General features: G+C 70.9%; 29 protein-coding genes. 14 read left to right on the top strand and 15 right to left on the bottom strand.

Annotation, left to right across the window (positions count from 1 at the left end; genetic code table 11):
- Window positions 1-46: 46 nt before the first annotated feature.
- Together AW271_RS20865 and AW271_RS20860 are read left to right on the top strand one after the other, a co-directional pair.
- Complete coding sequence (locus tag AW271_RS20865) at window positions 47-1,255, top strand: magnesium transporter MgtE N-terminal domain-containing protein (RefSeq protein ID WP_062339051.1); 1,209 nt, start codon at window positions 47-49, stop codon at window positions 1,253-1,255.
- On the top strand, window positions 1,248-1,721 hold the full coding sequence (locus AW271_RS20860) for a DUF1003 domain-containing protein (protein ID WP_062339050.1): 474 nt from the start codon (window positions 1,248-1,250) through the stop codon (window positions 1,719-1,721). The genes AW271_RS20865 and AW271_RS20860 overlap by 8 nt, the downstream gene beginning before the upstream one ends.
- Here AW271_RS20860 and AW271_RS20855 read toward each other — a convergent pair.
- Window positions 1,680-2,057: a MarR family winged helix-turn-helix transcriptional regulator gene (locus tag AW271_RS20855; protein WP_245653133.1), complete on the bottom strand. Its 378-nt coding sequence runs from the start codon at window positions 2,055-2,057 to the stop codon at window positions 1,680-1,682. The two genes, AW271_RS20860 and AW271_RS20855, sit on opposite strands and share 42 nt — an antisense overlap.
- Window positions 2,058-2,193: 136 nt before the next feature.
- Between AW271_RS20855 and AW271_RS20850 the strand changes: the two genes are divergently transcribed.
- On the top strand, window positions 2,194-3,333 hold the full coding sequence (locus tag AW271_RS20850) for an Mrp/NBP35 family ATP-binding protein (protein ID WP_083976939.1): 1,140 nt from the start codon (window positions 2,194-2,196) through the stop codon (window positions 3,331-3,333).
- A 138-nt stretch (window positions 3,334-3,471) separates the two neighbouring features.
- Here AW271_RS20850 and AW271_RS20845 read toward each other — a convergent pair whose 3' ends face one another.
- The 4 genes from AW271_RS20845 to sigE form a co-directional block, all read right to left on the bottom strand.
- Window positions 3,472-3,828, bottom strand: a complete 357-nt coding sequence (locus AW271_RS20845) for a sec-independent translocase (protein ID WP_062339048.1) — start codon at window positions 3,826-3,828, stop codon at window positions 3,472-3,474.
- Between the two features lie 62 nt (window positions 3,829-3,890).
- Window positions 3,891-5,270, bottom strand: coding sequence for a S1C family serine protease (locus tag AW271_RS20840; protein WP_062339047.1), 1,380 nt, complete (start codon window positions 5,268-5,270; stop codon window positions 3,891-3,893).
- Window positions 5,271-5,394: 124 nt separating this feature from the next.
- Window positions 5,395-5,928, bottom strand: a complete 534-nt coding sequence (locus tag AW271_RS20835; protein ID WP_062339046.1) for an anti-sigma factor family protein — start codon at window positions 5,926-5,928, stop codon at window positions 5,395-5,397.
- Window positions 5,925-6,554, bottom strand: a complete 630-nt coding sequence (gene sigE, locus AW271_RS20830) for an RNA polymerase sigma factor SigE (protein WP_062339045.1) — start codon at window positions 6,552-6,554, stop codon at window positions 5,925-5,927. Before sigE ends, AW271_RS20835 begins: the two co-directional genes overlap by 4 nt.
- A gap of 127 nt (window positions 6,555-6,681) precedes the next feature.
- On the opposite strand from sigE, the gene AW271_RS20825 reads away from it, so the two are divergent.
- Complete coding sequence (locus AW271_RS20825; protein WP_062339044.1) at window positions 6,682-7,311, top strand: O-methyltransferase; 630 nt, start codon at window positions 6,682-6,684, stop codon at window positions 7,309-7,311.
- On the opposite strand, the gene AW271_RS20820 is transcribed toward AW271_RS20825, so the two are convergent.
- Both AW271_RS20820 and AW271_RS38650 read right to left on the bottom strand, forming a co-directional pair.
- Window positions 7,295-8,674 (bottom strand): leucyl aminopeptidase family protein, encoded by a 1,380-nt coding sequence (locus AW271_RS20820; RefSeq protein WP_062339043.1) that lies wholly within the window; start codon window positions 8,672-8,674, stop codon window positions 7,295-7,297. The genes AW271_RS20825 and AW271_RS20820 overlap by 17 nt on opposite strands.
- An 83-nt stretch (window positions 8,675-8,757) precedes the next feature.
- Complete coding sequence (locus tag AW271_RS38650) at window positions 8,758-8,925, bottom strand: DUF3117 domain-containing protein (protein ID WP_083502187.1); 168 nt, start codon at window positions 8,923-8,925, stop codon at window positions 8,758-8,760.
- Between the two features lie 183 nt (window positions 8,926-9,108).
- Between AW271_RS38650 and AW271_RS20815 the strand changes: the two genes are divergently transcribed.
- Window positions 9,109-9,876, top strand: coding sequence for a PaaX family transcriptional regulator (locus AW271_RS20815; protein ID WP_062339042.1), 768 nt, complete (start codon window positions 9,109-9,111; stop codon window positions 9,874-9,876).
- On the opposite strand, the gene AW271_RS20810 is transcribed toward AW271_RS20815, so the two are convergent.
- Entirely contained in the window at window positions 9,866-10,411 is a 546-nt protein-coding gene (locus tag AW271_RS20810; protein ID WP_062339041.1) for a DNA-3-methyladenine glycosylase I, read from the bottom strand. The two genes, AW271_RS20815 and AW271_RS20810, sit on opposite strands and share 11 nt — an antisense overlap.
- Window positions 10,405-10,740 carry a hypothetical protein gene (locus tag AW271_RS20805; RefSeq protein WP_062339040.1) on the bottom strand — a complete coding sequence of 112 codons (336 nt, stop codon included), beginning with the start codon at window positions 10,738-10,740 and terminating at the stop codon, window positions 10,405-10,407. Before AW271_RS20805 ends, AW271_RS20810 begins: the two co-directional genes overlap by 7 nt.
- A 44-nt stretch (window positions 10,741-10,784) precedes the next feature.
- On the opposite strand from AW271_RS20805, the gene AW271_RS20800 reads away from it, so the two are divergent.
- On the top strand, window positions 10,785-10,982 hold the full coding sequence (locus AW271_RS20800) for a hypothetical protein (RefSeq protein WP_062339039.1): 198 nt from the start codon (window positions 10,785-10,787) through the stop codon (window positions 10,980-10,982).
- A 5-nt stretch (window positions 10,983-10,987) separates the two neighbouring features.
- Here the strand turns inward: AW271_RS20800 and AW271_RS20795 are convergent, their stop codons facing one another.
- The 3 genes from AW271_RS20795 to dapE form a co-directional block, all read right to left on the bottom strand.
- Window positions 10,988-11,557, bottom strand: coding sequence for an LOG family protein (locus tag AW271_RS20795; RefSeq protein WP_062339038.1), 570 nt, complete (start codon window positions 11,555-11,557; stop codon window positions 10,988-10,990).
- The gene (locus tag AW271_RS20790; protein ID WP_062339037.1) at window positions 11,557-12,327 is read right to left on the bottom strand and encodes an LOG family protein; all 771 of its coding nucleotides are present in this window, start codon (window positions 12,325-12,327) and stop codon (window positions 11,557-11,559) included. Before AW271_RS20790 ends, AW271_RS20795 begins: the two co-directional genes overlap by 1 nt.
- Window positions 12,328-12,512: 185 nt before the next feature.
- Window positions 12,513-13,559, bottom strand: coding sequence for a succinyl-diaminopimelate desuccinylase (gene dapE / locus AW271_RS20785; RefSeq protein WP_062339036.1), 1,047 nt, complete (start codon window positions 13,557-13,559; stop codon window positions 12,513-12,515).
- Between the two features lie 47 nt (window positions 13,560-13,606).
- On the opposite strand from dapE, the gene AW271_RS20780 reads away from it, so the two are divergent.
- Window positions 13,607-14,377, top strand: a complete 771-nt coding sequence (locus AW271_RS20780) for a hypothetical protein (RefSeq protein WP_063818046.1) — start codon at window positions 13,607-13,609, stop codon at window positions 14,375-14,377.
- Here AW271_RS20780 and AW271_RS20775 read toward each other — a convergent pair.
- From AW271_RS20775 to fdxA, 3 genes are read right to left on the bottom strand one after another with little or no spacing between them, the layout of a single operon-like run.
- On the bottom strand, window positions 14,374-14,976 hold the full coding sequence (locus AW271_RS20775) for a DUF4178 domain-containing protein (RefSeq protein ID WP_062339035.1): 603 nt from the start codon (window positions 14,974-14,976) through the stop codon (window positions 14,374-14,376). The two genes, AW271_RS20780 and AW271_RS20775, sit on opposite strands and share 4 nt — an antisense overlap.
- 56 nt (window positions 14,977-15,032) lie before the next feature.
- Window positions 15,033-16,118, bottom strand: a complete 1,086-nt coding sequence (gene dapC / locus AW271_RS20770) for a succinyldiaminopimelate transaminase (RefSeq protein WP_062339034.1) — start codon at window positions 16,116-16,118, stop codon at window positions 15,033-15,035.
- 24 nt (window positions 16,119-16,142) lie between these two features.
- The gene (gene fdxA / locus AW271_RS20765; RefSeq protein WP_062339033.1) at window positions 16,143-16,469 is read right to left on the bottom strand and encodes a ferredoxin; all 327 of its coding nucleotides are present in this window, start codon (window positions 16,467-16,469) and stop codon (window positions 16,143-16,145) included.
- A gap of 97 nt (window positions 16,470-16,566) precedes the next feature.
- Here fdxA and AW271_RS20760 point away from each other — a divergent pair, with 97 nt between their 5' ends.
- The 7 genes from AW271_RS20760 to AW271_RS20730 all read left to right on the top strand — a co-directional run bounded on the left by AW271_RS20760 (window position 16,567) and on the right by AW271_RS20730 (window position 25,543).
- A complete protein-coding gene (locus AW271_RS20760) occupies window positions 16,567-16,773 on the top strand; it encodes a putative acetyltransferase (protein ID WP_062339032.1) in 207 nt (68 codons plus the stop codon).
- 47 nt (window positions 16,774-16,820) lie between these two features.
- Window positions 16,821-17,912 (top strand): ABC transporter substrate-binding protein, encoded by a 1,092-nt coding sequence (locus AW271_RS20755; protein WP_083976937.1) that lies wholly within the window; start codon window positions 16,821-16,823, stop codon window positions 17,910-17,912.
- A gap of 82 nt (window positions 17,913-17,994) precedes the next feature.
- A complete protein-coding gene (locus AW271_RS20750) occupies window positions 17,995-18,747 on the top strand; it encodes a class I SAM-dependent methyltransferase (RefSeq protein ID WP_062339031.1) in 753 nt (250 codons plus the stop codon).
- Window positions 18,748-18,852: 105 nt separating this feature from the next.
- A complete protein-coding gene (locus AW271_RS20745; RefSeq protein WP_157554435.1) occupies window positions 18,853-20,595 on the top strand; it encodes a hypothetical protein in 1,743 nt (580 codons plus the stop codon).
- A 6-nt stretch (window positions 20,596-20,601) separates the two neighbouring features.
- Window positions 20,602-22,656, top strand: coding sequence for a UvrD-helicase domain-containing protein (locus AW271_RS20740; protein WP_062339029.1), 2,055 nt, complete (start codon window positions 20,602-20,604; stop codon window positions 22,654-22,656).
- A gap of 48 nt (window positions 22,657-22,704) precedes the next feature.
- The gene (locus tag AW271_RS20735; protein ID WP_062339028.1) at window positions 22,705-24,534 is read left to right on the top strand and encodes a sigma factor-like helix-turn-helix DNA-binding protein; all 1,830 of its coding nucleotides are present in this window, start codon (window positions 22,705-22,707) and stop codon (window positions 24,532-24,534) included.
- 46 nt (window positions 24,535-24,580) lie between these two features.
- On the top strand, window positions 24,581-25,543 hold the full coding sequence (locus tag AW271_RS20730) for a GH25 family lysozyme (protein ID WP_062339027.1): 963 nt from the start codon (window positions 24,581-24,583) through the stop codon (window positions 25,541-25,543).
- Window positions 25,544-25,546 lie beyond the last annotated feature (3 nt).

The following is a 25,546-nucleotide window of genomic DNA, read 5'->3' as shown; positions in this document are numbered from 1 at the left end:
TCCTGTCATATCCGCCCGGACCGGGGCATCCCCATAACCTGCCAAGGTGGAGCGGATCTTCGTGGCCCGGCTGGCCGGGCTCGCGGTGTTCGATCCCGCCGGTGACAAGATCGGCCGGGTCCGGGACGTGGTCGTCGCGCTGCGCGGCCCGCTGCCCCCGCGCGTCCACGGCTACGTCGTGGAGGTCCAGCCGCGCCGCCGGGTGTTCCTGCCGATCACCCGGGTGATCTCGGTCGAGGCCGGGGCGGTCATCTTCACCGGACGCCTCAATTTGCGCCGCTTCGAGCAGCGCGAATCCGAGACCCTCGCGATCGGCGAGCTGCTCGACCTGGAGATCACCGTCGACGACGAGCCCGGCACCGTGCTCGACCTGGCCATGGAGCAACCCAGCCCGCCCGACTGGATGATCACCAAGGTCGCCTTCCGGCGCGGCACCCGCCGCCGGGGCGAGACCACGGTCGTCGACTGGGGCCAGGTCAGCGGCTTCGAGGTGGCGCAGAAGGACCAGGGCGCGCAGAGCCTGCTGGCCGCCTTCGACGCCATGCGCCCCGCCGACCTGGCCGGCGTGCTCCAGGAGCTCCCCGGCAAGCGCATGGCCGAGGTCGCCGCCGCCCTCAACGACGACCGGCTGGCCGACGTCCTGGAAGAGCTGCCCGAACGCGACCAGGTCGCCATCCTGGGCGACCTCGACGCCGAGCGGGCCGCCGACGTCCTGGAGCACATGGGCCCCGACGACGCCGCCGACCTGCTCCAGGAGCTCCCGCCCGAGCAGGCCGAGAGCCTGCTGGCCCTGATGATCCCCGAAGAGGCCGATCCGGTACGCCGCCTCCTCGGCTACGCGGAGGACACCGCCGGCGGCATGATGACCACCGAGCCCGTCGTCCTGCCCCCCAACGCCACGGTGGCCGAGGCGCTGGCCCGGCTGCGCACCCGCGAGCAGCCCCCGTCGATCGCCGCCCAGGTCTTCGTGACCCGCCCGCCCACCGAGACCCCCAGCGGCCGCTACCTCGGCATCGCGCACATCCAGCGGCTGCTCCGCGAGCCGAGCTACGCCCTGCTCGGCTCACTCGTCGACGACAGCGTCGACCCGATCAGGCCCGAGTTCTCCCTCCCCGAGGTGGCCTCCTACCTGGCCACCTACAACCTGGTGGCGGCCCCGGTGATCGACGAGGACGGCCGCCTGATCGGCGCGGTGACCGTCGACGACGTCCTCGACCACCTGCTGCCCGAAGACTGGCGGGAGCGACATGACTGAAGGCCGGCTCGACCAGCCCCGCGAACTGCGCAGGCAACTGCCCATCCGGTACGACCCCGAGGCGTTCGGCAAGTGGTCGGAGAAGTTCGCCCGCTTCCTGGGCACGGCCAGGTTCCTCGTCTACATGACCGCCTTCGTGATCCTCTGGGTCGCCTGGAACACCCTGAGCCCGCTGAGATTCGACCCCTACCCGTTCATCTTCCTGACCCTGATGCTCTCGCTCCAGGCGTCGTACGCCGCCCCGCTGATCCTGCTCGCGCAGAACCGCCAGGACGACCGCGACCGGGTCCAGGGCGAGCAGGACCGCCACGCGGCGGAGCAGAACCGGGCCGAGCTCGAATATCTGACCCGGGAGATCGCCGCGCTGCGCATCGCCCTGGGTGAGGTCGCCACGCGCGACTTCATCAAGGCCGAGGCCGAGTGGCTAGTCGACCAGCTTGACGGCAAGGGCGGCACACTGCCCTAGCTCGGCCCGGCTCAGCCGTTCGACGAACTGGGCCCGCACACCGCGCAGGTAGGTCGGAGTGGCCTCGTCGAGCAGGGCCGAACCCTTGTCGGTGAGCACGGCGTAGAGGCCGCGCGCATCGCTCGGGCAGGCCTGCCGTTCGACCAGGCCGTCGCGTTGCAGCCGGTCGATCAGCCGGGTCAGCCCGCTGCGCGACAGCAGCACCCGGTCGGCGAGGTCGTTCATCCGCAGCCGCTGGTAGGGCGACTCGGACAGTTGGAGCAGCACGTCGTACGAGGCCATGGCCAGATCGTGGGACTCCAGGAGGTCGGATTCGATGCTCCGGGTGATCCGCATCTGGGCACGTTGCATGGTGCGCCAGACCTCGATTTGTTCCGCCGACAGGACAGGCGGACTTGTCGGACTCACCCGCGTCATCCTAGAGGCGCGACCTCGATTCGTATGACAGGTCGCCAGTTCGTAGCATGACTACATGGCACCGACCCCAGAAGTGGTGACCGCGGCCCTGGCGACGGTCAACGACCCCGAGATCCGCCGGCCGATCACCGAGCTCGACATGGTCAAGAGCATCGACATCGCCCCCGATGGGCTGGTGCGCGTAGGCGTCTACCTGACGGTTTCCGGCTGTCCGATGAAGGACACCATCACCCGCGACATCACCGCCGCCGTCTCCAAGATCGACGGCGTCACGCGCGTCTCCGTCGAAATGGACGTGATGAGCGCCGAGCAACGTAAAACTCTGCAAACGAAACTGCGCGGCAACCGGGGCCCCGAGAAGGAGATCCCGTTCGCCCAGCCCGGCTCGCTGACCCGTGTCTTCGCGGTCGCCAGCGGCAAGGGCGGCGTCGGCAAGTCGTCGGTGACGGTCAACCTGGCCGCCGCCATGGCCTCCTCCGGCCTCAAGGTCGGCGTGGTCGACGCCGACATCTACGGCCACAGCATCCCGCGCATGCTGGGCGTCGGCGAGAAGCCGACCAAGGTCGAAGACATGATCATGCCGCCGGTGGCCCACGACATCAAGGTCATCTCGGTCGGCATGTTCAAGCCCGAGGGCAACAGCGCGGTGGTCTGGCGCGGCCCCATGCTCGACCGGGCGCTCCACCAGTTCCTCGCCGACGTGTTCTGGGGTGACCTCGACGTCCTGCTGATGGACCTGCCGCCGGGCACCGGCGACATCGCGATCTCGGTCGCCCAGCGCATGCCGAGCGCGGAGATCCTCGTGGTCACCACCCCGCAGCAGGCCGCCGCCGAGGTCGCCGAGCGCGCGGGCTCGATCGCCGCCCAGACCCACCAGCAGATCGCCGGCGTCATCGAGAACATGTCCTGGCTGCCCTGCCCCCACTGCGACGAGCGCATCTCGGTCTTCGGCGAGGGCGGCGGCCAGACCGTCGCCGACGCCCTGACCCGCACCCTGGGCTCCCGCGTGCCGCTGCTGGGCCAGATCCCCATCGACACCCGCCTCCGCGAGGGCGGCGACGAGGGCAAGCCCCTCGTCCTCACCGACCCCGACGCCCCGGCCGCCGCCGAACTCCGCCGCATCGCGGCGGGCCTCAGCAAGAAGAGGGGCGGCCTGAAGGGCATGAAGCTCGACATCAGCCCCGCCGGCCGCTAAGTCCTTCTTCTCCGTTACGGCTCCGCCCACCCCGGCAGCCGCCCGCCGCCTCCGGTCCGCGCCGTATCCGCCGCGACCGGCCGCGTCCGTACAAAACGAAAGGCCCGCTCCTCCGGGAGCGGGCCTTTTCGTCTGGGCTCAGGTCGCCTCGTTGTCGTAGGGCGGGATCTCCCCCGCCGTCAGCTCGACCGTCACCGGAGGGGGCGGCGGGTCGGCCGCGGCCGTCTCCTCCGGGGTGGCGTTCCAGTCTTTCTCGACGTCGTCGAGCAGGTGCTTGCGGACGAAGTTCTTGGGGTTGAGGTCGGTCGGGTCGAAGTTCTTGAACTCCGGCCCGAGGTTGGCCTCGAGGTCGGTTCGGGCGTTGTTGGCCATCTGCCGGATCTGCCGGAGAGTCCGGCCCGCCTGCGAGGCGACCCCCGGCAGCTTCTCCGGCCCGAAGACGAGCAACGCGATCACTACAAGCGCCAGGATCTCCGCCCAGCCGAGTCCGAACACCGTAGATCTCCCTTGCCCTGCCCGAACCGTCGTGAATCAGACTAGTACCCGGGCAGGCGTGCTCACGAGGGCTGGGCCGACGGAGCCGGCGCCGCCCCGATCACGACATCAACTGTTCGCTCGGCGCCCGCCCTGCTGTATTTGAACGGGACCCGGTCGCCCGGCGTCTTGCTGCGGATCGTGACGATCAGCTCGCGGCTGTCGCTGATCGGCTGCCCGTCGACCTCGAGGATCACGTCGCCCGCCCGCAGCCCGGCCTTGTCGGCGGGCCCCTGCGGGGTGATCGGCGGCACCCCCCGGTCGGGGGCGTCGGCGATGCGGACCCCCTGACCCTGGTAGTTCTGGTCGATCGTGATCCCGATCCGGGACGTGCGGGCCGAGCCGGTCGAGATGAGCTCCTCGGCGATCCGGCGTACCTGGTTGACGGGGATGGCGAAGCCGAGGCCGATGCTGCCCGACTGCTGCCCGCCCAGCTGCTGCCCGGCTCCTATGGTCGCGATGGCCGAGTTGACGCCGATGACCTCGCCCCGGCCGTTGACCAGCGGGCCGCCCGAGTTGCCGGGGTTGATCGCCGCGTCGGTCTGGATGGCGTTGATCAGCGCCGAGTCGCGCCCGCTCTCACCGCCGGCCTCGACGGGCCGGTTGAGCGAGCTGATGATGCCGGTGGTGACCGTGCCGGTCAGGCCGAGCGGCGAGCCAATCGCGATCACCGGGTCGCCGACCACCATGGAGTCGGAGTTGCCGAGCGCCACCTCGGGCGAGCCGAAGGTCTCGTCGGGCTTCACCACGGCGATGTCGGAGTTGGGGTCGCGCCCCACGATCTGCGCGGTGGTCGACTCGCGGTTGGCGAACCGGATGCGGATCGCCCCGCCCGACCGCGCCGCGGCCGCCACGACGTGGTTGTTGGTGACGATGTAGCCGCCCCGGATCAGGAACCCGGAGCCGGTGCCCGCCTGCCCGCTGCCCTGCACCTCGAGCGAGACCACGCTGGGCAGCACCTTGGCGGCCACCCCCGCGATCGACTCGGGCGCCCGCCCGGTCGGCGCGGCCGCCGGGGTCGGGATCGCGTAGCCGGGGTCGATGCCGGCGGTCGGCCGGGTCAACAGGTAGGTCCCGCACGACGCCGCACCGCCGGCCACCAGCGCGATCACGAGGCCCAGGGCGGCCAGGGTGCCGGTCCGGGGGCCGGAACGGCGCTCCCGCCGGGGAAGATCGGGCATGCCGCCGGGCGGCGGCGCCCACCCCTGGCCCATGCCGTAGGCGTTGGGCGGCGGAGGCGGCGGGAAATAGGTCTGCGTCGGCTCTCCGCCGGGAAGCGGGGGCGGCGGATGGGCCGCTCCCTGCTGCTGGGGCCGGCGGGGATCGTCTTCCTCGCCCCACTCGCCCACCGGATAGAACTCAGGCCGCCCGTACGCGTCGTCGTCACGCGTGTCGTCGGTCATCGGTGCAGTCACTCCCAGCGGTCGTGGCGGGGCCGCCACCCCATCTCATGAGGAAGGCATACGACCCGTGTCACGCCAGATCGTATGCCGTCTCACTGCCCAGACGTGGTGCCGGTTAGTCGCGTCAAGGAACAAGCTTGGGCGAGGGACCGGGCGACGGAGCACCCGGCAACCGGCCGTGGGGCGACGCGGTGACCTGCGGGGGGAACATCATCTCGGGCGCGGGGGCAGGGCGAGGTTCGCCGTTGACCAGGAAGAGCGACCCGAGCGCGACCGCCGCCGAGGCCACCCCGACCGCGACGTAACCGGCCGCGCGGCGGCGGGGGCTACGGCCGGGGCCGGTCGCGCCAAAAGGACGGCGGGCCGGGCGGGTGTCGGCGGGCGCGATGCTGTAGGGGCCGGGCAGCTGCCGGGGCGGCTGACTCGGCAGCGGGCGGGACGGCGGGCCCATGTCGCCCAGCCGCAGCAACGACATCGTCAGATCGGCCGGCATCGCGGGCGGGTCGAGCGACCGCAGGCGGCTCTTCAGCGCCCGCATCCCGTCGACCTCGTCGCGGCAGTCGGCGCAGAACGTCAGATGGGCGAGGGCGCGCTCGCGCTCGTGGTGCGCGAGCTCGCCGTCGATCAGCGCGGAAACGCGCTCACCAAGATGCGTCATGCTCCCTCCCGGGTGAACGATGAAGGGGGAAGCTGGTCACCGCGCGGCGCACGGTGATCGAGCGCGTCACGCAGCTGCGCGCGCGCCCGGTGGATGCGGCTGCGGACGGTGCCGAGCTTGACGCCCAGCGTCGCCGCGATCTCCTCATAGGAGAGGCCCTCGATGTCGCAGAGCACCACCGCGGCCCGGAACTCCGGGGCCAGCGCGTCGAGCGCGGCCTGGATGTCGGCGTCGAGGTGGTTGTCGTCGTAGGCCCGCTCGGGGGACGGCTCGCGGCCGTGCATGCGCTCGGCGGCGTCGTCGGCCAGCCCCTCGAACCTGATCCGCTGCTTGCGGCGGGCGCCGTCGAGGAACAGGTTGGTGGTGATGCGGTGCAACCAGCCCTCGAACGTGCCCGGCTGGTAGCTGGACAAAGAGCGGAACACCCGGACGAAGACCTCTTGGGTCAGGTCTTCGGCGTCGTGGATGTTGCCGGTCAGCCGGTAGGCGAGCCGGTATACCCGTGCCGAGTGGTTTCTGACGACCTCCTCCCAGGTGGGAGGTGTCCAGGTGGACGCCTCAGCACCCGCCTGGTGGTCGTGATCGTCCACCGGCAATCCTCTCTCCAGGACCGTTGCTACAGCCATAGTGCCTGGTTTCGCCCCTTCCTGCGTACCAGCGGCGAACGACCTGAACAAAGACCGTTCAAAGCTGCAACGTCCCCGTTGCGGCGTGAGTTCCCGATCGGGGCGTACTCCCCTACGCTTGCCAACCATGAACACGGCGAGCCTGGCCCATGCGGAGGACTTCGTCCCGGAGGACGACGTCCTGCGCAACGCGCGACAGCGCGGCGAGGAGGTGGGCGCCCCGCCCATCCTGCCCGGCGGGGGCGCCGCGCTCTGCTTCCTGGCGACCGCGGTCAACGCGCGGTCGGTGGTCGAGATCGGCACCGGCTGCGGTGTCTCGGGCCTGTGGCTGCTGCGGGGAATGCGTTCTGACGGCACGCTGACCAGCGTCGACGTCGAGCCGGAGCACCAGCGGCTGGCCCGGCAGACCTTCTCCGAGGCGGGCTTCGCCAGCGGGCGCACCCGGCTGATCGTGGGGCGCGCCCTCGACGTGCTGCCCCGGCTGGCCGACGGCGGCTACGACCTGGTCTTCTGCGACGCCGCCAAGCAGGAATACGGCGACTATCTGAGCGAGGCGCTGCGGCTGCTGCGGCCCGGCGGGATCGTGGCCTTCGACAACGCCCTGTGGCACGACCGGGTGGCCGACCCCACGCAGCGCGACCCCGAATCGGTCGCCGTCCGCGAGGTCGGCCGTCTGGTCAAGAACGACGAGCGGCTGCGTCCGCTCATGCTGCCGCTGGGCGACGGCCTGCTCGCCGCGGTCAAGCTGACGAACTGAGCCAGTCGAGCAGCAGCCTGACGCCGAATCCGGTGCTGCCCTTCTCGTTGCGGGCCGGGCCCGCGATGTCGAGGTGGGCCCAGGGCCGTCCGCCGGTGAACTCCTGGAGGAACAGGGCGGCCTGCACCGACCCGGCTCCCAGGCCGCCCTTCTTGTCGACGTTGGCGAGGTCGGCGACGTCGGAGTCGAGCGCGGTCCGGTAGTCGTCGATCAGCGGCATCCGCCACAGCCGGTCGCCGCTGCGGGCGGCCGAGGCCAGCAGGCCGGCGGCCAGGGCGTCGTCGGTGGCGTAGAGGGCGCCGAAGCCGGTGCCCAGGGCGACCTTGGCGGCGCCGGTGAGCGTCGCGATGTCGATCAGCACGTCGGGGTCGAGGTGGCGGTCGGCGTAGGCCATCGCGTCGGCCATCACCAGGCGGCCCTCGGCGTCGGTGTTGAGCACCTCGACGGTCCGGCCGCCGTACTGGGTGATCACGTCGCTGGGGCGCTGGGCGTTGCCGCCGAAGGCGTTCTCGGCGCAGGCGATCAGGCCGGTGACCTTGACCGGCACGTCGAAGGCCGCCAGGGCCGACAGGACGGCGATCACGGCCGCGCCGCCGGCCATGTCGGTCTTCATCTCCTTCATGGACGCCGACGGCTTCAGCGACAGGCCGCCGCTGTCGAAGGTGATGCCCTTGCCGACCAGCACGACGTGGCGGGTGGCGCCCTTGGGGGCGTAGGTCATCGTGATCAGGCAGGGCGGGTTGACCGAGCCCTGGCCGACCGCGCGGATGCCGCCGAAGCCGACCAGCTCGGTGTCGACGGTGACCTCGACGCCCTCGCCCGCCAGCGCGACCGCCTGCTCGGCCAGCCAGGCCGGGGACTTGATCGAGGCGGGGGTGTTGGTCAGGTCGCGGGCGTCGCTGGTGGCCTTGGCCACCGCCTCGCCGCGGGCGACCGCGGCGGCGTCGGCGCCCGACAGGACGATCTCGTGGACCGGTGTGGTCTTCGGCTCGCCCAGCTTGTAGGTGTAGGTGCCCAGGAGGGCCCCGGCGACCAGTTCGGCCACGTCGCCCTCGGCGGGGGCGACGATGGTGAGCCGCTCGCGGCCGTTGACGCGGCCGGCCAGGGCGGCGCCCGCCTTGCGGAGATCGGCCGGAGCCGGGCCGGTGCCGTACAGGAGAACACGGCGCACGCCGTCGGCGGCGGCGACGGGTATCTCGACGACCTCTCCGGGCTCGCCCTTGGCCTCGTAGTGCGCGAGCAGAGCCGGGACGGAGACCGGCAGCTCGACGTCGGGGGCCAGGTCGGGGCCGAACGGGACGGCGAGGAACTCGGCGTCGCCGTCCGCATGGGCCACGGTGGTCACGGTGGTCTCAATAGGCACGGTCTCTCCACGTCAAGGAAAAGGATGCGGCCCCGGCGCGGAAGACCGCGGCGGGGCCGACGTCGCTCGATATCCGGCTGTAGTCAGCCGACCACGTTCTTCAGCGCGTCACCGAGGGCGCTGGCCTCGTCCGCCGATAGCTCGACGACAAGCCGGCCGCCACCTTCGAGCGGGACCCGCATGACGATGCCCCGGCCTTCCTTGGTGACTTCCAGCGGACCGTCACCAGTCCGCGGCTTCATCGCCGCCATGCGTGTATCCCTTCCCGCGTTGTCGGCCGTCCAATGAAGGGTGGCCGGCGCATTCACGTCTTCTGTGATGTCCTATTATCCCGCCTCCGGGTTCAAAAAGGTAACGGGAGAGGACTCGGTTGAGGATCAAAGCGGTCGGCCCATGGATTGTCGGCGGAACTTCCTGACTCCACACTGGGTGGGATGAACGCCCGAGCCGCGCTTTTCGACCTCTACGGCGACCATCTGCGCAGCCGGGGAGGCCAGGCGTCGGTGGCCGCCCTGGTCCGGCTGCTGGCGCCGCTGGAGATCGCCGCGCCCGCCGTCCGGACGGCGATCTCCCGGATGGTCCGGCAGGGGTGGCTCGATCCGGTCCGGCTGCCCCACGGCCCGGGCTACGCGGCCACGCCGAAATGTGTGCGACGTCTCGACGAGGCGGCCGCCCGGGTCTACCGGGGCGGCACGATCACCTGGCCGGGCCGCTGGCACCTGCTGGTGATCGAACCCGTGCGCGACCGCACCCGGCGCGAGCGGCTGCGGGCCCACCTGTCCTTCCTCGGGTACGCCCCCCTCTCGGAGACCACCTGGATCGGCCCCCGCGCCTCGGCCGAGCTCGACCAGCTCGACCTGCACGCCGACCGGTTCGAGGCGGTGCTCGACGGCGATCCGGTCGACCTGCTGGCCCGGGCCTGGGATCTCGACGCGATCGGACGGGCCTACGAGGAGTGGCTCGCGGGGGCCCGGCCCCTGATCGACGGGCTGCCCGACGACGCCCCCGACGACCTGGTCTTCGCGGTCAGGTCGCGCCTGGTGCACACCTGGCGCAACTTCCTGTTCCGCGACCCGGGGCTCCCGGCGGCGCTGCTGCCCTCGGGGTGGCCGGGCGACAAGGCGCGGGCCTATTTCGAGCAGGAGGCGTCGCGGCTGATGCCGAAGGCGGCGGCGTTCGTGGAGCGGACCCTCACGTCCTAGCCACGCAGCCTTCGATGTGGTCGTTGACCAGGCCGATCGCCTGCATCAGGGCGTAGGCGGTGGTGGGGCCGACGAACCGGAAGCCCTTCTTCTTGAGCTCCTTGGCCAGCGCCTGGGAGTTGACCGTGGACGAGGGGATCTCGGCCATCGTCCTGCGCACCGGGGAGTCGGGCTCGGCGTACGTCCAGACCAGGGCTGAGAGGCCCTCGGGGAGGTCGAGGGCGGCGCGGGCGTTGGCGATGGCGGCGTCGACCTTGGCCCGGTTGCGGACGATCCCGGCGTCGGCCATCAGGCGGTCGACGTCCTTCTCGGTGTAGGCCGCCACCTTCTCGATCACGAAGCCGTCGAAGGCGCGGCGGAAGTTCTCCCGCTTGCGCAGGATGGTGATCCACGACAGGCCCGACTGGAACGCCTCCAGGGTGACGCGTTCGTAGACCCTGTCGTCGCCGTGGACCGGGCGGCCCCACTCGTGGTCGTGGTAGTCGAGGTAGAGCGGGTCGCTGGTGGCCCAGGCGCAGCGGACGATCTCTACCATGCCTCTTCCGAATCGAGCGACTTGGCCTGGAGGCGGCTCGCCATCAGCTCGGCCACCTTCTGCTCCAGCACGGCGATGCGGGTGTCGCGGTCGCGGATGGCGGTCGCGGCCCGCTGGAGGGTCTCGTCGACGGAACCGGTGTGGTAGCCGACCAGGCCGACCGGGAACTGCACGGTCACCAGGTCGACGGCGGTCACCTGGGCGGCGTCGGGGAGCTCCAGCGGCGGCACGTCGGGCGGGAACTCCGCCATCGCCCCGCCCTGGCCCATGGAGACCCAGACCACGCAGCCCACGACCGCGAGCGCGGCGAGAACGAGTACGACCAGCACATACGAATCGTGCCACATGTGCCGGGCGTGAGAGCATCGAGGACATGGCGACAGAGACCATCGAGCTGCCGGCCGACCTCGACGAGGCCATCGCCGTGGCCGCCCTGGCCGCCTGGCGCGGCCCGGCCCAGTTCCTCGTGGCCGACCCGGCCCACGCCGAGGCGATCGGGCAGGCGGTCGCCATGGCCGAGGCCATCGCCGGGCGCAGGCCGCCGGCCCTGGCCCGGCGCGGGCTGGCCTAGGCAGGTCACGCCTCGTCGACTCCGGGGGTGATCCGGGGCGTGGGCTGTTCCAGGAGGTCGAAGGCCTCTTCGACGGTCGTGGCCCAGGCGATGCCGTCGAAGACGTCGGGGCGGGTGAAACCCTGGTCGTACATGCCCTCGACGAGGTCTTTCAGAGGGGTGTAGAGGCCCCACGGGTCGAGCAGGACCAACGGGCGCTGGTGGATGCCCAGGGCCCGGGCGGTCCAGATCTCGAAGAGTTCCTCCATCGTGCCGATGCCGCCCGGAAGGACCAGGAAGGCGTCGGAGCGGGCGTCCATGATCCCTTTGCGCTCGCGCATGCCGGTCGTGACGACCAGTTCGGTGGAGTCGGTGTCGGCGATCTCGATGTCCACCAGGACCTGGGGGATCACGCCGATCGTCTGGGCGCCGCCGGCCCTGGCCGCGCGGGCGACCTCGCCCATGCACGAGACGATCGCGCCCCCGCTGACGAGGTGGTGGCCGCGCCGGGCGAGCTCGGCGCCCACGTCGGCGGCCAGCCGGAAGTACTTGGGGTCGATCTTCTGGGAGGAGGCGCAGAAAACGCAGACGTACATTATTGGGCGTCTCCCACGAGGCTCGCCTCCTCCTCGCGGCGGCGGTCGGCCTCCACGATGATGCGCACCGCCTCGTCGACGTCGTCGGTGACCCTGATCAGGTCGACGTCCTGCGGGGAGATCTTGCCCTCGCCCAGCAGCGACGACTTGATCCAGTCGACCATCGGGCCCCAGAACGAGGAGCCCATCAGGATCACCGGGAACGAGGTGACCTTCCGGGTCTGGACGAGCGTCAGCGCCTCGAACAGCTCGTCGAGCGTGCCGAAGCCGCCCGGGAGGGTGACGAAGCCGCACGAGTACTTGACGAACATGGTCTTGCGGACGAAGAAGTAGCGGAACTCGACGCCCAGGTTGACGTATTCGTTCATCGACTGTTCGTGCGGGAGCTCGATGCCGAGGCCCACCGAGATGCCGCCGGCCTCCACCGCGCCCTTGTTGGCGGCCTCCATGCAGCCGGGGCCGCCGCCGGTGATGACGCCGTAGCCGGCGTCGGCGAGCGCGGCCCCGAGGCGGACGCCGAGCTCGTAGTCGGGCGAGTCGGGCTTGGTGCGGGCCGAGCCGAAGACGGTGACCGACGGCGGGAGCTCGGCCAGGGAGCCGAAGCCCTCGACGAACTCGGCCTGGATGCGCAGCACCCGCCAGGGGTCCATGTGCAGCCAGTCGGCCGGGCCGCGCCGGTCGAGCAGGCGCTGGTCGTGGGTGGAGTCGGGCACCATCTCGCCTCGGAGCAGCTGCGGGCCCTGGCGACGTTCACGGCGAATCGTGTTCATGGGACGCCACGCTAGCCCCTCAGGATGGCCGTGGAAAAAATCTTGAGAATCCACACGGAACCGTGGAACCGGATTTCGCTTCGGCCCCGTCTAACAGTCGAGGGTGCTGCTCGGGACGGAAAGTGGCTTTCCCCGCCAAATGGCCGGCGAGGAAAGCCACTTTCTTCTTTCTACGGGTAGAAGCCTCAGGTCAACCAGGCTGTCATGACCCGCTCGGCCTCGACGATCTTGTCGAGTTCGACGTATTCGTCGACTTTGTGGGCCATCGCGGGATCGCCCGGTCCGTAGTTCACAGCTGGAACTCCAAGTGCGGAGAAACGGGCCACATCGGTCCATGCGACCTTCGCGCGGGGTTCGCCGCCGACCACTTCCGTGAATGCCGCCGCGACCGGGTGGTCGAGGCCGGGCCGGGCCCCGGGGGCCGAGTCGGCGATCGTCACCTCGAAGCCGTCGAAGACCTCGCGCAGGTGGTTCTGCGCCTGCTCCTCGGTGAGGTCGGGGGCGAAGCGGTAGTTGACCGTCACCACGCACTCGTCGGGGATGACGTTCCCGGCGTGGCCGCCGCGGATCAGCACCGCGTTGAGGCCCTCGTGGTATTCCAGGCCGTCGACCACGGGCCGACGGGGCTCGTAGGCGGCCAGGCGGTTGAGGATCTGGGCCGCGCCGTGGATCGCGTTGAACCCCAGCCAGCTGCGGGCGCTGTGGGCGCGTACACCCCGGGAGACGATCTCGGCCCGGATGGTGCCCTGGCAGCCGCCCTCGATCACGCCGTCGGTCGGCTCCATCAGCACGGCGAAGTCGCCCCGCACCCAGTCGGGGCGTTCGCGCACCAGCACGCCGAGGCCGTTGCGGGCCGCCTCGACCTCCTCCAGGTCGTAGAAGACGAGGGTCAGGTCGCGGTTGGGCGCGTCGAGCAGGGCCAGTTTCAGCTGGACGGCCACACCGGCCTTCATGTCGGTGCCGCCGCAGCCGATCAGGCGGCCGCCCTCGACCCGGCTCGGCACGTTGCCCGCGATCGGCACGGTGTCGAGGTGGCCCGCCACGACGACCCGCTCGGCCCGGCCGAGGGAGGTGCGCGCCACCACGTTGTTGCCGTGGCGGTCGACGGTCAGGTGGGGCAACCGCCGCAGCGCCTCCTCGATCTCGTCGGCCAGGGCCTTCTCGTCGCCGCTCTCCGACCGGACGTCCACCAGATCGGCGGTCAACGTCCTCACGTCCTGATCAAGTCGCATGTCTGCCGAGCCTACGGCAGCGCTGCGAGAAGGTAGGTTCTTGGGCTGTGACGCGGCGTCCCTCCAGAACAGCACTGACCATCGTGGCCATCGTGGTCGTCCTGGCGGGAGCGATCTTCTTCGCCGGCTACCAGCTGATGAAGAAGGCCGAGCCATTCGTGCTGGGCGAGGGCTGCACGATCACCGTCCCGATGGGCACCCTCGACCTCGACCTGGAGCAGTCGCAGGTGGCCGCCACGATCGCCGCCGTCGCGGCCCGGCGCAAGCTGCCCAAGCAGGCGCTGGAGATCGCCTACATCACGGCGATCCAGGAGTCGAAGATGACCAACATCGCCTTCGGCGACCGCGACTCGGTCGGCATCTTCCAGCAGCGGCCCTCCCAGGGCTGGGGCACGGTCAAACAGATCATGGACCCGGTCTACTCCACCCGCCGCTTCTTCGCCGCCCTGGAGAAGGTCGACGGCTACCTCGACATGGACCTCCACGACGCCGCCCAGGCCGTGCAGCGGTCGGCCGACGGCGGCGCCTACGCCGACCACCGGCGCAGCGCCGAGATCCTGGCCACCGCCTTCCGCGGCGACCAGCCCCGGGCGGTGCACTGCTGGTATCCGCCGAAGGAGTCGCCGCCCCCGCCGCAGGACGCCGCCGCCAAGAAGGAGTTCACCCGCGCCAGGGGCGCCTCGCGGGAAGACTGGCTGAAGGCCGCCTGGTTCGTCACCCACGCCCCGGTCTACGGGCTGCGCCAGGTGGTGCACGACGGGTTCGTCTGGACCGCCTCGGCCGGTCAGGACGGATGGCAGCCGGTGCGCCAGGGCTAGGGCTTGCGGTCGACCTGGATCGAGCCGGGGGTCAGCGGGGAGGCGTACGACGCGACCCACTGGCCGCCCTGGACGCGCTGGAACGACAGCAGGCGTCCGTCGTGGGCGCGGTAGTCGGCGAAGTCGAGCAGGCCGCGCTCGGGCAGGCCGGTCATGCCCTCGGCCCGGTAGGCGACGGTGCCCCGGTCGCCCGGGAAGAACTCGACGCCCTCCATGATCAGCATGCTCTTGGCCGGGACCATGCCCTGGGCCTGGACCGGCGTCCACAACATGACCTCGAGGCCCTCGGGCCGCTCCTGGACCGAGAGCCAGTGGACGCGGCGGCTGCCGTCGTCGAGCAGGTGCTCGGTCCACTCGTCGCCCTGCCGCATCAGGTGGAGGGCGCCGATGGCCTTGAACCGGGAGCCCTCCACGGTGGCGGTGTCGCCGACCTGGATGGTGCGGGGGTCGAAATAGTCGAATTCATGGTAGAAGTCGGCTTCGACCTCGACTGCCGTGCGGCCCTGGCCCCGCCCGTCGCGGCGGGCGGTGACGAAATAGGCGACCAGCACGACGGCCACCGCCGCGAGGCACAGACCGAGCACCACCGCTGTCGTCATGGCGCGCGATCCTATCAACACAAACGCGCCATATCCGCCCGTATGCGGACGGGTCGCTAGGCGGTTGTGAGGCGTGCGACCGCTGCGGCGATTCTTTCGTCTGTGGCGGTGATCGCGACCCGGATGTGGCTCTCTCCGGCCGTGCCGTAGAAGCTGCCGGGCGCGACCAGCACGCCGAGTTTGGCCAGCCGCGCGACCTGGTCCCAGCAGCCGGTGCCGTCGGTGGCCCACAGGTAGAGCCCGGCCTCGGAGTGGTCGACCCGCCAGCCGACCGATTCCAGCGCGGCCCGCAGGGCGGTGCGCCGGGCCGAGTAGCGCTCGCGCTGCTCGTCGGCGTGGGCGTCGTCGTCGAGGGCGGCCGTCATGGCGGCCTGGACCGGCTCGGGCACGATCATGCCGGCGTGCTTGCGGATCTCGAGCAGGCGCTTCACCAGGACCGGGTCGCCGGCCACGAAGGCGGCGCGGTAGCCCGCCAGGTTGGAGCGCTTGGAGAGGGAGTGGACGGCCAGCAGCCCCTCGTGGGAGCCGCCCGACACGTCGGGGTGGAGGATCGAGACGGGGCGCTTCTCCCAGCCGAGCTCGATGTAGCACTCGTCGGAGGCGACGACCGCGCCGCGTTCGCGGGCCCAGGCGACCACCTTGGCCAGGTGTTCGGCCGGGAGCACCTTCCCGGTGGGGTTGCTCGGCGAGTTGACCCAGACCAGGGGCACCCGCTCGGGGCCGAGCGAGAGCAGGCCGTCGGTCGGGAAGGGCTCGGCCCCGGCCAGCCGGGCGCCCACGTCGTAGGTCGGGTAGGCCAGCTCGGGGAAGATCACCTTGTCGCCGGGGCCGACGCCGAGCAGGGTCGGCAACCAGGCGACCAGTTCCTTCGAACCGATGGTGGGCAGCACGCCGGCCGGGTCGGCCGTCACGCCGTGGCGGCGGGCCAGCCAGCCCGCCGCTGCCTCGCGCAACCGGGCGGTGCCGTAGGTGAGCGGATAACCCGGGCTGTCGGCGGCGTCGGCGAGCGCCCTGCGCACGACTTCGGGAACCGGGTCGACGGGGGTGCCGACCGACAGGTCGGCGATGCCGTCGGGATGAGCCTCGGCCGTCGTCTTGTACGAGGCGAGGCTGTCCCACGGGAAGTCGGGCAGGGCGATCACGAACGACTCTCCAGGGTCAGCGCGTCAGTGGTCTTCCGCCTGCGGCGGCAGCGCGGCCACGATCGGGTGGTCCTTCTCGATCTTGCCAACCTTCGAGGCGCCGCCGGGCGAACCCAGGTCCTCGAAGAAGTCAACGTTGGCCTTGTAGAAGTCTTTCCACTGCTCGGGCAGGTCGTCTTCGTAGAAGATGGCCTCGACCGGGCAGACCGGCTCGCACGCCCCACAGTCGACGCACTCGTCGGGGTGGATGTAGAGCATGCGCTCGCCCTCGTAGATGCAGTCGACAGGGCACTCTTCGATGCACGCCTTGTCCAGGACGTCCACGCAAGGCTGCGCGATGACGTAGGTCACCTCTAGCTCCTTCTTTCCGGCACGACATGGGCCGCAGGTTGCTCCGTCCTAGTATTGCGGTGACTGTCAGGTGGCCGGAACAGGAGGGGCCAATGTCATGGCCTTCCAGCTCAAGGTGACCATCACGCCGGCCGACGTCGGCAGGCGGGTCACCGTCCGCAGGGCGCTGCCCGAGGGCTTCCGCGACGTCGTGGGCGTGCTGGAGTCCTGGGAGGACGGCGTGCTCGCGGTGCGCAAACGCGACGGCACGCTCGTGGAGTTCCCAGAAAAGGTCATGGCGGCGGCAAAGGTCGTCCCAGGCTGAGGCGTGCCGTCTCGACCCGGCGCGACCCGCCGCCAAGCATTCGATCCGTGACCAGACTCGTGACCACTCCCGCGCTGGCGGCCCTGCTGGCCCTGGCGGCCTGTTCGTCCCAAAGCGGCGAGACCAAGGCCCTCCCGCCGGTCAACGTGAAGGGCGCCAGCCTCCAGGCGGGCTTCGGCAACTTCGACCGGCTGGTCGAGGCCGCCCAGAAGGAGGGCAGACTGACCGTCGTCGGGCTGCCCCGCGAATGGGTCAACCACGGCGAGCTGATGGACGTCTTCGCCGACAAGTACGGCATCCAGATCGAGTCGCTCAACCCGGCGGCCAACAGCCAGCAGCAGATCGACGCCGTCGCCACGGCCCAGAAGCCCGACGTGTTCGACCTCAGCATCGACGTGGCCCTGGCCAACGCCGCCAAGTTCGCCCCCTACCAGGTGACCGGCTGGACCGACGTCCCCGACGAGGTCAAGGCCGCCAACGGCACCTGGTACGCCGGCTACGGCGGCTACATGTCGATCGGCTACGACCCGCGCAAGATGAAGGCGCCGGCGTCGTACGCCGAACTCCTCAAGCCCGTCGGCCGCCCGGCCGGGACCACGGTCGCGCTCGCGGGCGACCCGCTGAAGAACGCGAGCGGCTTCAACGGCGTGATGGCGGCCTCGATGCAGTCGTCGGCGCAGGGCGCCAAGTTCGACGCCCGCAGGGGCGTGCAGGCCTTCGCGGCGCTGAAGAAGGCCGGGGCGGTCGCCGCCGCGCCCGAGCAGGCCGCCGCGGTGCTCGACTGGGACTACCTGAACGCCGCCCGCTCGGCCGCCAACGCGGCCAACTGGCAGGTGACCATCCCGGCGGGGTCGATCCTGGCCGCGCCCTACGTGCAGGCGATCAGCGCGAGCGCGCCCCACCCGGCGGCGGCCCGGCTCTGGACCGAGTTCCTGTTCTCCGACGAGGGCCAGAACATCCTGCTCAGGGGCTACGCGCGGCCCTCGCGGATGGAGGCCATGCAGATGAAGAGCACCCTCGACAACGAGGCGGCCGGGAAGTTGCCGAAGGCGAACGGGACGCCGGTCTTCATGACCATCCCGCAGCAGGACGAGGCCAAGGTGTATCTCCAGAAACACTGGTCTCAGCAAATGAGCTGAAAAACACTGATTCCACGGCTGGCGTACTCTATGCGGACAACCGTGGAAGTGAGCCATCTTGCGATATGACACACCGACGCTCATGAGGTGGAACGCTCGCGCCTACGACAGCTCCTTCGGCTACGTCTCGGCGCAGGGCGCTCCCCTCGTGGAGCTGCTCGACCCGCAGCCGGGCGAGCGCGTGCTCGACCTGGGCTGCGGCACGGGCGTGCTGAGCGGCGAGATCGCCCTCCGCGGGGCCTACGTGCTGGGCATCGACGGCTCGCAGGCGATGATCGAGACGGCCATCGCGCAGTTCCCCCGGCTCGACTTCACGGTCGGCGACGGTCACGACTTCACCGTCGCCCAGCCCTTCGACGCGGTCTTCTCCAACGCGGCCCTCCACTGGATGAGCCGCGACCCCGACGCGGTCATCGACTCGGTCCGCGACGCGCTGCGTCCCGGCGGCCGGTTCGTGGCCGAGCTCGGCGGGGCCGGCAACTGCGCCGCCCTCACCTCGGCCATGCTGACCGCCTGGCGCGAGCACGGCCTGCGCGAGCCCGAACTCCCCTGGTTCTTCCCCAGCCCGGCCGAGTACGCCGTCCGTTTGGAACGCGCCGGGTTCACCCTGCGCATCCTGGAGCACTTCGACCGGCCGACCCCGCTCGACGAGTGCCCCAACGGCGCGGCCGACTGGGTGCGGATGTTCGCCGGGTCGCTCCTCGACGGCGTGCCCCCGGCGACCGTCGAGCCGCTGCTCCGGCGGGTGAACGAACTCGCCGCCCCGGCCCTCCGCAACGACTCCGGCTGGATGGCCGACTACGTGAGACTGCGTTTCGCAGCGGTGCGCCACTGAAGGGTGACACCATCGTTTGTGGCTGTTCGTCACGGATGAAACTCCCGCCACGGCAGGGGATTTGCCAGACTATGGTCTGGTCTTACGGAAGTGATGGGGATAGCGATGAACTTCTGCCTGAGTGACCTCGTGCCACCGCTGCGCTGGAGTGATGCTGCCCCCATCCTGACCGGCCGGGCCGGATTACCCGACGCGTGGTGGCGTTCGCTCCCCATGGGCCGGGTGCTGCCCGCCTTCGGGGTCGACGCGCTCGCCGAGTTGCTGACCGATCTGACCCTGGAGCAGTGGCCGGCCGCGGCGGTGGGCGACGTGCTGCCCGCCCTGCACGTGCTCGACCCCGACGACGCCGACGACCCCCAGGTGGGCATCGCGCTCGACCGGGCCGGGTCGTGGCCCGGCCTGCTGGCGCTGACCGGCCGGGAGCTGACGGAGCAGCCGTTCGTGAAGGCCCGGCCGCTGCTGGCGGCCCTCTATTCGGCGGTGCTGGCCAAGCTGGCGGCCACCGAGGCGCCGTCCAAGGCGCCGGTGGAACCCGAGCCCGAGGCGCCCGCCGAGGAACCCTACGAGACCCGGGCCGCGCTGAAGTCGCCCTTCCGGGCGCCGTTCCAGCCCAAGGCGCAGGCCGAGGAGCAGAAAGAGGCCGACGACCCGCCCACGGCGCCGCCCGTCGCCCCGGCGGTCCCGGTCGTGCCGGTCGTGCCGGTCGTGCCGCAGCCCCGGCTCACGGGTGAGGACGACGACCCCGACTTCCCCGAGGTGATCGACCGGGTCTTCGCCTCGCTCGACGACCAGAGCTGGATGGTCGCGCAGAACCGGATCTTCACCGACTCCCCGACCTCGCCCGAGTCGCTCTCCAAGCTGCTCGGCGTGCCCTCGGGCCTCCTGGAGGCGACCGAGAACACGCTGCGCTCCCGGCTCAAGGAGTGGCTCGCCTCGCCGCCCGCCGCCCGCTACCGCGGCTACCTGCTCAACCTGACCGACCTCCTCGGCGTGGCCGCCCCCAAGTCGCGGCTGGTCAACGCGGCCGAGTGGCACACCCGCGAGCTGCCCTCGCTCGACGTGCTGGCCTGGCAGTTCGTGCTGGCCACACTGCCCGGCTACCAGGTCTCCGGCGACTGGGTCGTCCAGGGCGACCTGGCCGAGCTGCACGAACGCACCCGCGGCCTGATCGTGAACGCCGACCGCCCGCCGACCGTGTCGCGGGCCCTCGAACTCGTCTCCTCCCTCGGCATCCACCCCGAGGTCGCCAAGGAGTGGCTGGAGAACGTCCCGCAGTTGCGGATACAGAGTCCCAACGGCGCGGCGCCCGCTCCCGCTGCTCCCGTCCCCCCGCCACCCGCCCCGGCCGACGTGTCGCAGACGCAGCGCTGCTTCCGGCAGCCCGACGGGCGCTGGTGGTTGCGGGTCGACGTCGACGCCGGCCACCTGGCCGGGACGTCGGTCGGCCTCCCGGAGGGCTTCGCCCTCTACCTGGGGTTGTCGCCGGGTGGCGAAAGAACGGTGCGCAGCGCCGCCGGAGACGTCACGATGACCTGGCGGGAGTCCCCCGCCATCGACTCGCTCGGCCGCATCCTCAGCGAGGTCGCGGCCAAGGAGGGCAGCCACATCTTTCTCACCCTCTCCGACGAGGGCATGCTCAGGGTCCGCCATCTCCCCGCCGCCAGCTCCGGCGACACGATCGCGCGGGCGCTGCGCCTGGTCGGCTACACGGCCCCCGGCGGAAACTCCGACCAGGCCGACCGCGTCATCGCCACACGCATCGGCCTGACCGGCCCGACCCCGCCCGACGAACTGCGGGCCCGCCTCCGAGAACGTGGGGACAGAGACCTGCTGTCCCTGCTGGGTTAGGCCCCCATGCCCCGCCTCGCCGTCTCCCTGGACTTCACTCAGGAACTCGCCGCACTGGCCCGCCCGGTGCGGCGGGACGCCGTGGTGTCCGTCAGACGGTTCCTGCACAACTCGCCCGCCGGCCCCGTGCCCGAGCGGGTGCGGAACGCGCGCGACCCCCGCGTGACGACGTTACGCCTGGCCGACCGGCACCGGGCGGTGGCCGTCCGCCAGCGAGACGTCTACTGGCTCGTCACGGTCCTGCCCGACGCCGAGGCCTACACCTACGCGCAACGGCACCGCTTCACCGTGAACTCCGCGATCGGCGTCATCGAGGTCTGGGACGCCGAAGCCCTGGCCCGCGTCGAGCCCGCCCTCCGCCGGTCGGCGGCCGGGTCGGAGAAGCGCCTCTACGGGCACATCTGCGAGACCGACCTCATCGACATCGGCATCGACCAGGAACTGCTGCTGCCGATGGTCCGGATGATGGCCACCGACGCCCACCTGGCCGCCGTCGAGCCCCTGCTGCCCGAGAGCCAGTACGCCCCCCTGGCGGTCCTGGCCCGCGGCGGCTCGCTGGCCGAGGCCTGGCGCGAACTCGACGGCTGCCGGGTCACCACCGCCGAGAACCTCGACCTCGACGACCTGGAGGCGGCGCTGCAGCGCTCGCCCGGACAGGCCGCCTTCGCCGCCGACCGGGTCGAGCTCGACCGGGTGCTGACCAAGCCCCACTGGTGCACCTTCCTCTACGCCCCGCAGTACACCTACGCCAACTGGCCCGTCTACGACCGGCCCGTGCTGGTCACCGGCGGCGCCGGCACCGGCAAGACGGTGATCTCGCTGCACCGGGCGGCCCACCTGGCCAAGGAGAACAGCGGGCCGATCCTGCTGACCACCTTCTCCCAGGTGCTCGCCAACGAGTTGTCGGCCAAGCTCGACCTGATCATCGACGACGAGGTCGTGCGCAAGCGGGTCGAGGTCACCAACGTCGACCGGCTGGCCCACCGCATCGTCGCCGCCCACGAGGGCAAGGCCCCCACGCTGGTCGGCGACGTCACCAAGTTGTGGGAGGAGGCGGCCGGCAGCCGCTTCGGCGCGGCGTTCCTGCTGCGCGAGTGGGAGCAGGTGATCCTCTCCCAGAACCTGCGCACGCTGGAGGAGTACCTGGCGGCCGAACGGCCCGGCCGGGGCGTGCAGCTCAACGCCGACATCCGCACCAGCGTGTGGCGGGCGGTGGAGCACGTCGAGGGCCGTCTCCGGGAGTCGGGGCGGCGTACTCTCCTCCAGCTGGCCTCCGAGGGCGCCGAGTTGCTGGGGCGCACGACCGACGTGCTCGAGAGCGACGCGCCTCGGCGGGAGCCGTACAAACACGTGGTGATCGACGAAGCGCAGGACCTGCACCCCGCGCAGTGGCGGTTGCTTCGGGCCGCGGTGCCACCGGGCCCGAACGACATGTTCATCGTGGGCGACCCCCACCAGCGCATGTTCGACACCCGCGCGGCCCTGGCCGGCATGGGCATCCCGGTCCGCCGGTTCCACCTGAAGATCTCCTACCGGCTGCCGCACGAGATCCTGTCGTTCGGCGTCCGGCTGCGCGGCGGCGGCCCGGTCGACGGCCTGGTCGAGGGCGCGGCCGAGATGTACGGCTACCGCTCCACCGTCCACGGCCCGCGCCCGCTGGTGCGCGAGTACGTCTCCCCGGACGCCGAGATCGGCGGCCTGGTCGCCCACGTGAGCGACTGGCTGGCCGACGGCGTCGCCCCCGAGGAGATCGCCGTGACGGCCCGCACGGTCGAGATCGTCCGGACCGCCCGTGCCGCCCTGCGCGACGCGGGCATCGAGGTGAAAGTCACGATGCTGCACGGTATGAAGGGGCTGGAGTTCCGGCGGGTGGCCGTGATAGGTGTCGCAGAGGGGATCATCCCGGCGCCCGACGCGCTCACGCCCCACGCCGAAGATCCGATGGCACGAGCGCACGACCTGCAGCGAGAACGGGGGTTGCTCTATGTCGCGTGCACGCGGGCGAACGAGTTGCTCTACGTGTCCTACTCCGGTCGCGCGAGTCCCTTCCTTCCCGCCTGATCCCCTAATCTGAACTGCGGATATATTCCCCTTGCCGGTTGGACCTGCATGAATTTGAGCCTGAGCGACATCGTGCCCCCCCTGCGCTGGACCGCGCCCAGCCAGGTGGAGCCGATCGCCAGCGATCCCGGCCTCCCGAACTCGTGGTGGCAGGCGCTCCCGATCGACCGCGCCTGCGCCACGGTCGGGCCGGCCCAGATCGCGGCCAAACTGGCCGATCTCACGTCCGCCTGCTGGGGACACCTGATCCTCGGCGACATCATGCCGCTGCTGCGGTTCACCGCACCGGCCGAGAGCCAGCGCACGCCGGGCAGCCGCGACAGCGTGCGGCTGCTGTTCGCCGGGGTGCTCGACCGGCTCATGGACACCGAGCCGCTCAACCCGCTGGCGAGCGTGCCGCCCGCGGTGCCCGAACGGCCGCTGCCCGAGATCATCGACGAGCTGTTCCAGCGGCTCGACGACCGGCAGCGCGCCATCGCCCGCGACCGGCTCTACGCCGAGCACCGCGCCACCCTCGACGAACTGGCGCAGCGGTTCTCGGTCACCCGCGAGCGCATCCGGCAGATCGAGCGCGACCTGCGCGACCACGTCGACAACTGGCTGCGCGGCCAGGAGGCCACCCCGCTGACCGCCCACCTCACGTGGTTGCGCACCCGGCTGGGCTCGGCGGTCCCGGCCGACGACCTCATGGCGGCGGTGCCCTGGCACCGCACCGAGCTGGCCACGCTGGGCATCCCGGCCTGGCGGTTCGTCCGCACGTTACTGACCGGCTACGACCAGGTCGACGGGTGGCTGGTGGCCGGCGGCGCCGACGAGCTGCGGGAGAAGACGCGGCAGTTGTTCACCGACGGGCCGGTGCCGCTGGGTGAGGCGGTCGGCATGGTGGCGCAGCTCGGCGTCCGGGAGGACGTCGGGGAGCGCTGGCTCGGCGCGGTGCCGCAGCTGCGGCTGCTCGAAGGCCACGTCGTGCCGTGGCCGAGGAGCGTGAACGACAAGGCCGAGGCCGTCCTGGCCGTGGCGGGCACCCCGCTCACGCCCGAGGAGATCCAGAACCGGATCGGCGAAGACTACAGCCTGGTCGGCATCCGCAATCAGCTCACCGCCGACGACCGTTTCCTGCGGCTCGACCGCAACAAGTACGGCCTGGCGCGATGGGGCGGCGAGGAGTACCTCGGCATCCGCGAAATGATCGCCCGCGAGATCGAGAAGGCCGGCGGCGAGGCGTCGGTCAACACGATCGTGGCGTCGCTGACCTCGCGTTACGAGGTGAGCGAGAGCTCGGTGCGCGCCTACGCCGGCGGCCCCGGGTTCGAGCGCACCCAGCGCGGCTGGATCAGGGTCGCGGGCGCCGAACCGGCCGACTACCAACCGCGCCGCGACGTGTCGATGACCCGCCGCTGCTTCCGCAGCCGCGACGGCCGCTGGTGGCACCGGGTCGACGTCAACGCCGAGCACCTGCGCGGCTCGGGTTCCCCGCTGCCGACCGGGTTCGCGGCCCACCTCGGCATGGCGCCCGGCGGCCAGCTCACCGCCTCGACCCCGCAGGGGGAGGTGGTGATCTCGTGGCACAACCAGCCGACGATGGGCTCGATCCGCCCGATCCTGGCCGAGTACAACGCCGGCGAGGGCGACCACGTCTTCCTGACCGTCTCCGACGGCGGCGAGTTGCTGACCCGGTTCCTGCCGCAGGGCGCGGCCGGGCTGCCGCCGCTCAACAAGGCCCTCCACCTGATCGGATACACCGCCCCCGTCGCCTCCGAGGCCGAGGGCCTGCGGCTCATCGGCGCCCGCATCGGCATGCCCGACGGCGCGGGCAAGGACGATGTGCTCGGAAGGCTGAGAGAACGCGGAGATCGCGACATTCTTCTCTATCTGTAAAGAAGGTTTGTGGGACGATCGTTCTCCGCACGGGGAAGGATCATGAATGTACGCCGCTTTGTTACTGGTCGCGACGACGACCGTGATGGGGGCCGACGTCAGCAACTGGACCGGTGACGTCGACTGGACCGAGGTCAAGGGCAAGGGCGCGGAGTTCGTCTTCGTGCACGCCACCGAAGGTCCCAACTACAAGAGCCCGAGGTTCGGCACCCAGTTCTCCGGCGCCCTGACCGAGGGCATGTACCGGGGCGCCTACCACTTCGCCCAGCCGCACGAGTCGGGCGGCAAGGAACAGGCCGACTTCTTCGTCCGCAACGGCGGCAACTGGACCGCCGACGGGCGCACGCTGCCGGGGGTGCTCGACGTCGAGGACAACCCCTACAACAACCGCAACGGCCTGAACAGCTGCTACGGCCTCGACCAGGCCGCGATGGTCAAGTGGATCGGCGACTGGCTGTCCCGCTACAAGGCGTGGACGAAGCGCGACGCGATCATCTACACGACGACCTCCTGGTGGAAGACCTGCACGGGCGACACCAAGAAGTTCGCCAAGAACCCGCTCTGGATCGCCCGCTGGGGCGCCGACCCGGGCGAGCTGCCGGCCGCGTGGAGCAAGTGGACGTTCTGGCAGAAGGCCGAGAAGGCCGACCACGCCGGCGGTTCCGACGCCTTCAACGGCACGTTGTCGCAGTTACACGCGCTGGCCGACCCGCCGGTGCGGCTGCTGATCTCCGGGGGCGCGAAGAGCCGGTCGCAGTACGTCCTCAAGCTCTCCAACACCGGCGCCAAGCTCGCCACGAAGATCAACATCTCGGGCAAGGTCTTCGGCAACAACCGCCTCACCTACGCGCCGAAGGCGTGCAAGCGCACCGCGACCACCGTCAAGTGCGCGATCAACAGCCTGGCCCCCGGCCGCAGCGTCACGCTCAAGTTCTCCACCCGGCCGAGAGGCGCTAAGCCGGTCGGCATCAACTTCCTCGTCGGGTCGACGAAGGTGACCCTCAAGTAATGT

This window comes from Herbidospora sakaeratensis (assembly GCF_001570525.1).
GTDB classification, from domain to species: Bacteria; Actinomycetota; Actinomycetes; order Streptosporangiales; family Streptosporangiaceae; genus Herbidospora; species Herbidospora sakaeratensis.
The sequence above is the reverse complement of the archived record's forward strand: the minus strand, read 5'-3'. Positions and strand labels throughout refer to the sequence as shown.

Excerpts from the sequence above, each read along its gene's own strand:
- AW271_RS20790 (WP_062339037.1), bottom strand. The coding sequence starts at position 12,327 with ATGAACACGATTCGCCGTGAACGTCGCCAGGGCCCGCAGCTGCTCCGA.
- AW271_RS20800 (WP_062339039.1), top strand. The coding sequence starts at position 10,785 with ATGGCGACAGAGACCATCGAGCTGCCGGCCGACCTCGACGAGGCCATC.
- AW271_RS20815 (WP_062339042.1), top strand. The coding sequence starts at position 9,109 with ATGAACGCCCGAGCCGCGCTTTTCGACCTCTACGGCGACCATCTGCGC.
- AW271_RS20860 (WP_062339050.1), top strand. The coding sequence starts at position 1,248 with ATGACTGAAGGCCGGCTCGACCAGCCCCGCGAACTGCGCAGGCAACTG.
- AW271_RS20735 (WP_062339028.1), top strand. The coding sequence starts at position 22,705 with ATGAATTTGAGCCTGAGCGACATCGTGCCCCCCCTGCGCTGGACCGCG.
- AW271_RS20745 (WP_157554435.1), top strand. The coding sequence starts at position 18,853 with ATGAACTTCTGCCTGAGTGACCTCGTGCCACCGCTGCGCTGGAGTGAT.
- AW271_RS20750 (WP_062339031.1), top strand. The coding sequence starts at position 17,995 with ATGAGGTGGAACGCTCGCGCCTACGACAGCTCCTTCGGCTACGTCTCG.
- AW271_RS20810 (WP_062339041.1), bottom strand. The coding sequence starts at position 10,411 with ATGGTAGAGATCGTCCGCTGCGCCTGGGCCACCAGCGACCCGCTCTAC.
- AW271_RS20850 (WP_083976939.1), top strand. The coding sequence starts at position 2,194 with ATGGCACCGACCCCAGAAGTGGTGACCGCGGCCCTGGCGACGGTCAAC.
- AW271_RS20795 (WP_062339038.1), bottom strand. The coding sequence starts at position 11,557 with ATGTACGTCTGCGTTTTCTGCGCCTCCTCCCAGAAGATCGACCCCAAG.
- AW271_RS20740 (WP_062339029.1), top strand. The coding sequence starts at position 20,602 with ATGCCCCGCCTCGCCGTCTCCCTGGACTTCACTCAGGAACTCGCCGCA.
- sigE (WP_062339045.1), bottom strand. The coding sequence starts at position 6,554 with ATGGCTGTAGCAACGGTCCTGGAGAGAGGATTGCCGGTGGACGATCAC.
- AW271_RS20855 (WP_245653133.1), bottom strand. The coding sequence starts at position 2,057 with ATGCGGATCACCCGGAGCATCGAATCCGACCTCCTGGAGTCCCACGAT.
- AW271_RS20775 (WP_062339035.1), bottom strand. The coding sequence starts at position 14,976 with ATGACGACAGCGGTGGTGCTCGGTCTGTGCCTCGCGGCGGTGGCCGTC.
- AW271_RS20840 (WP_062339047.1), bottom strand. The coding sequence starts at position 5,270 with ATGACCGACGACACGCGTGACGACGACGCGTACGGGCGGCCTGAGTTC.
- dapE (WP_062339036.1), bottom strand. The coding sequence starts at position 13,559 with ATGCGACTTGATCAGGACGTGAGGACGTTGACCGCCGATCTGGTGGAC.
- AW271_RS38650 (WP_083502187.1), bottom strand. The coding sequence starts at position 8,925 with ATGGCGGCGATGAAGCCGCGGACTGGTGACGGTCCGCTGGAAGTCACC.
- AW271_RS20835 (WP_062339046.1), bottom strand. The coding sequence starts at position 5,928 with ATGACGCATCTTGGTGAGCGCGTTTCCGCGCTGATCGACGGCGAGCTC.
- AW271_RS20760 (WP_062339032.1), top strand. The coding sequence starts at position 16,567 with ATGGCCTTCCAGCTCAAGGTGACCATCACGCCGGCCGACGTCGGCAGG.
- AW271_RS20825 (WP_062339044.1), top strand. The coding sequence starts at position 6,682 with ATGAACACGGCGAGCCTGGCCCATGCGGAGGACTTCGTCCCGGAGGAC.
- AW271_RS20730 (WP_062339027.1), top strand. The coding sequence starts at position 24,581 with ATGTACGCCGCTTTGTTACTGGTCGCGACGACGACCGTGATGGGGGCC.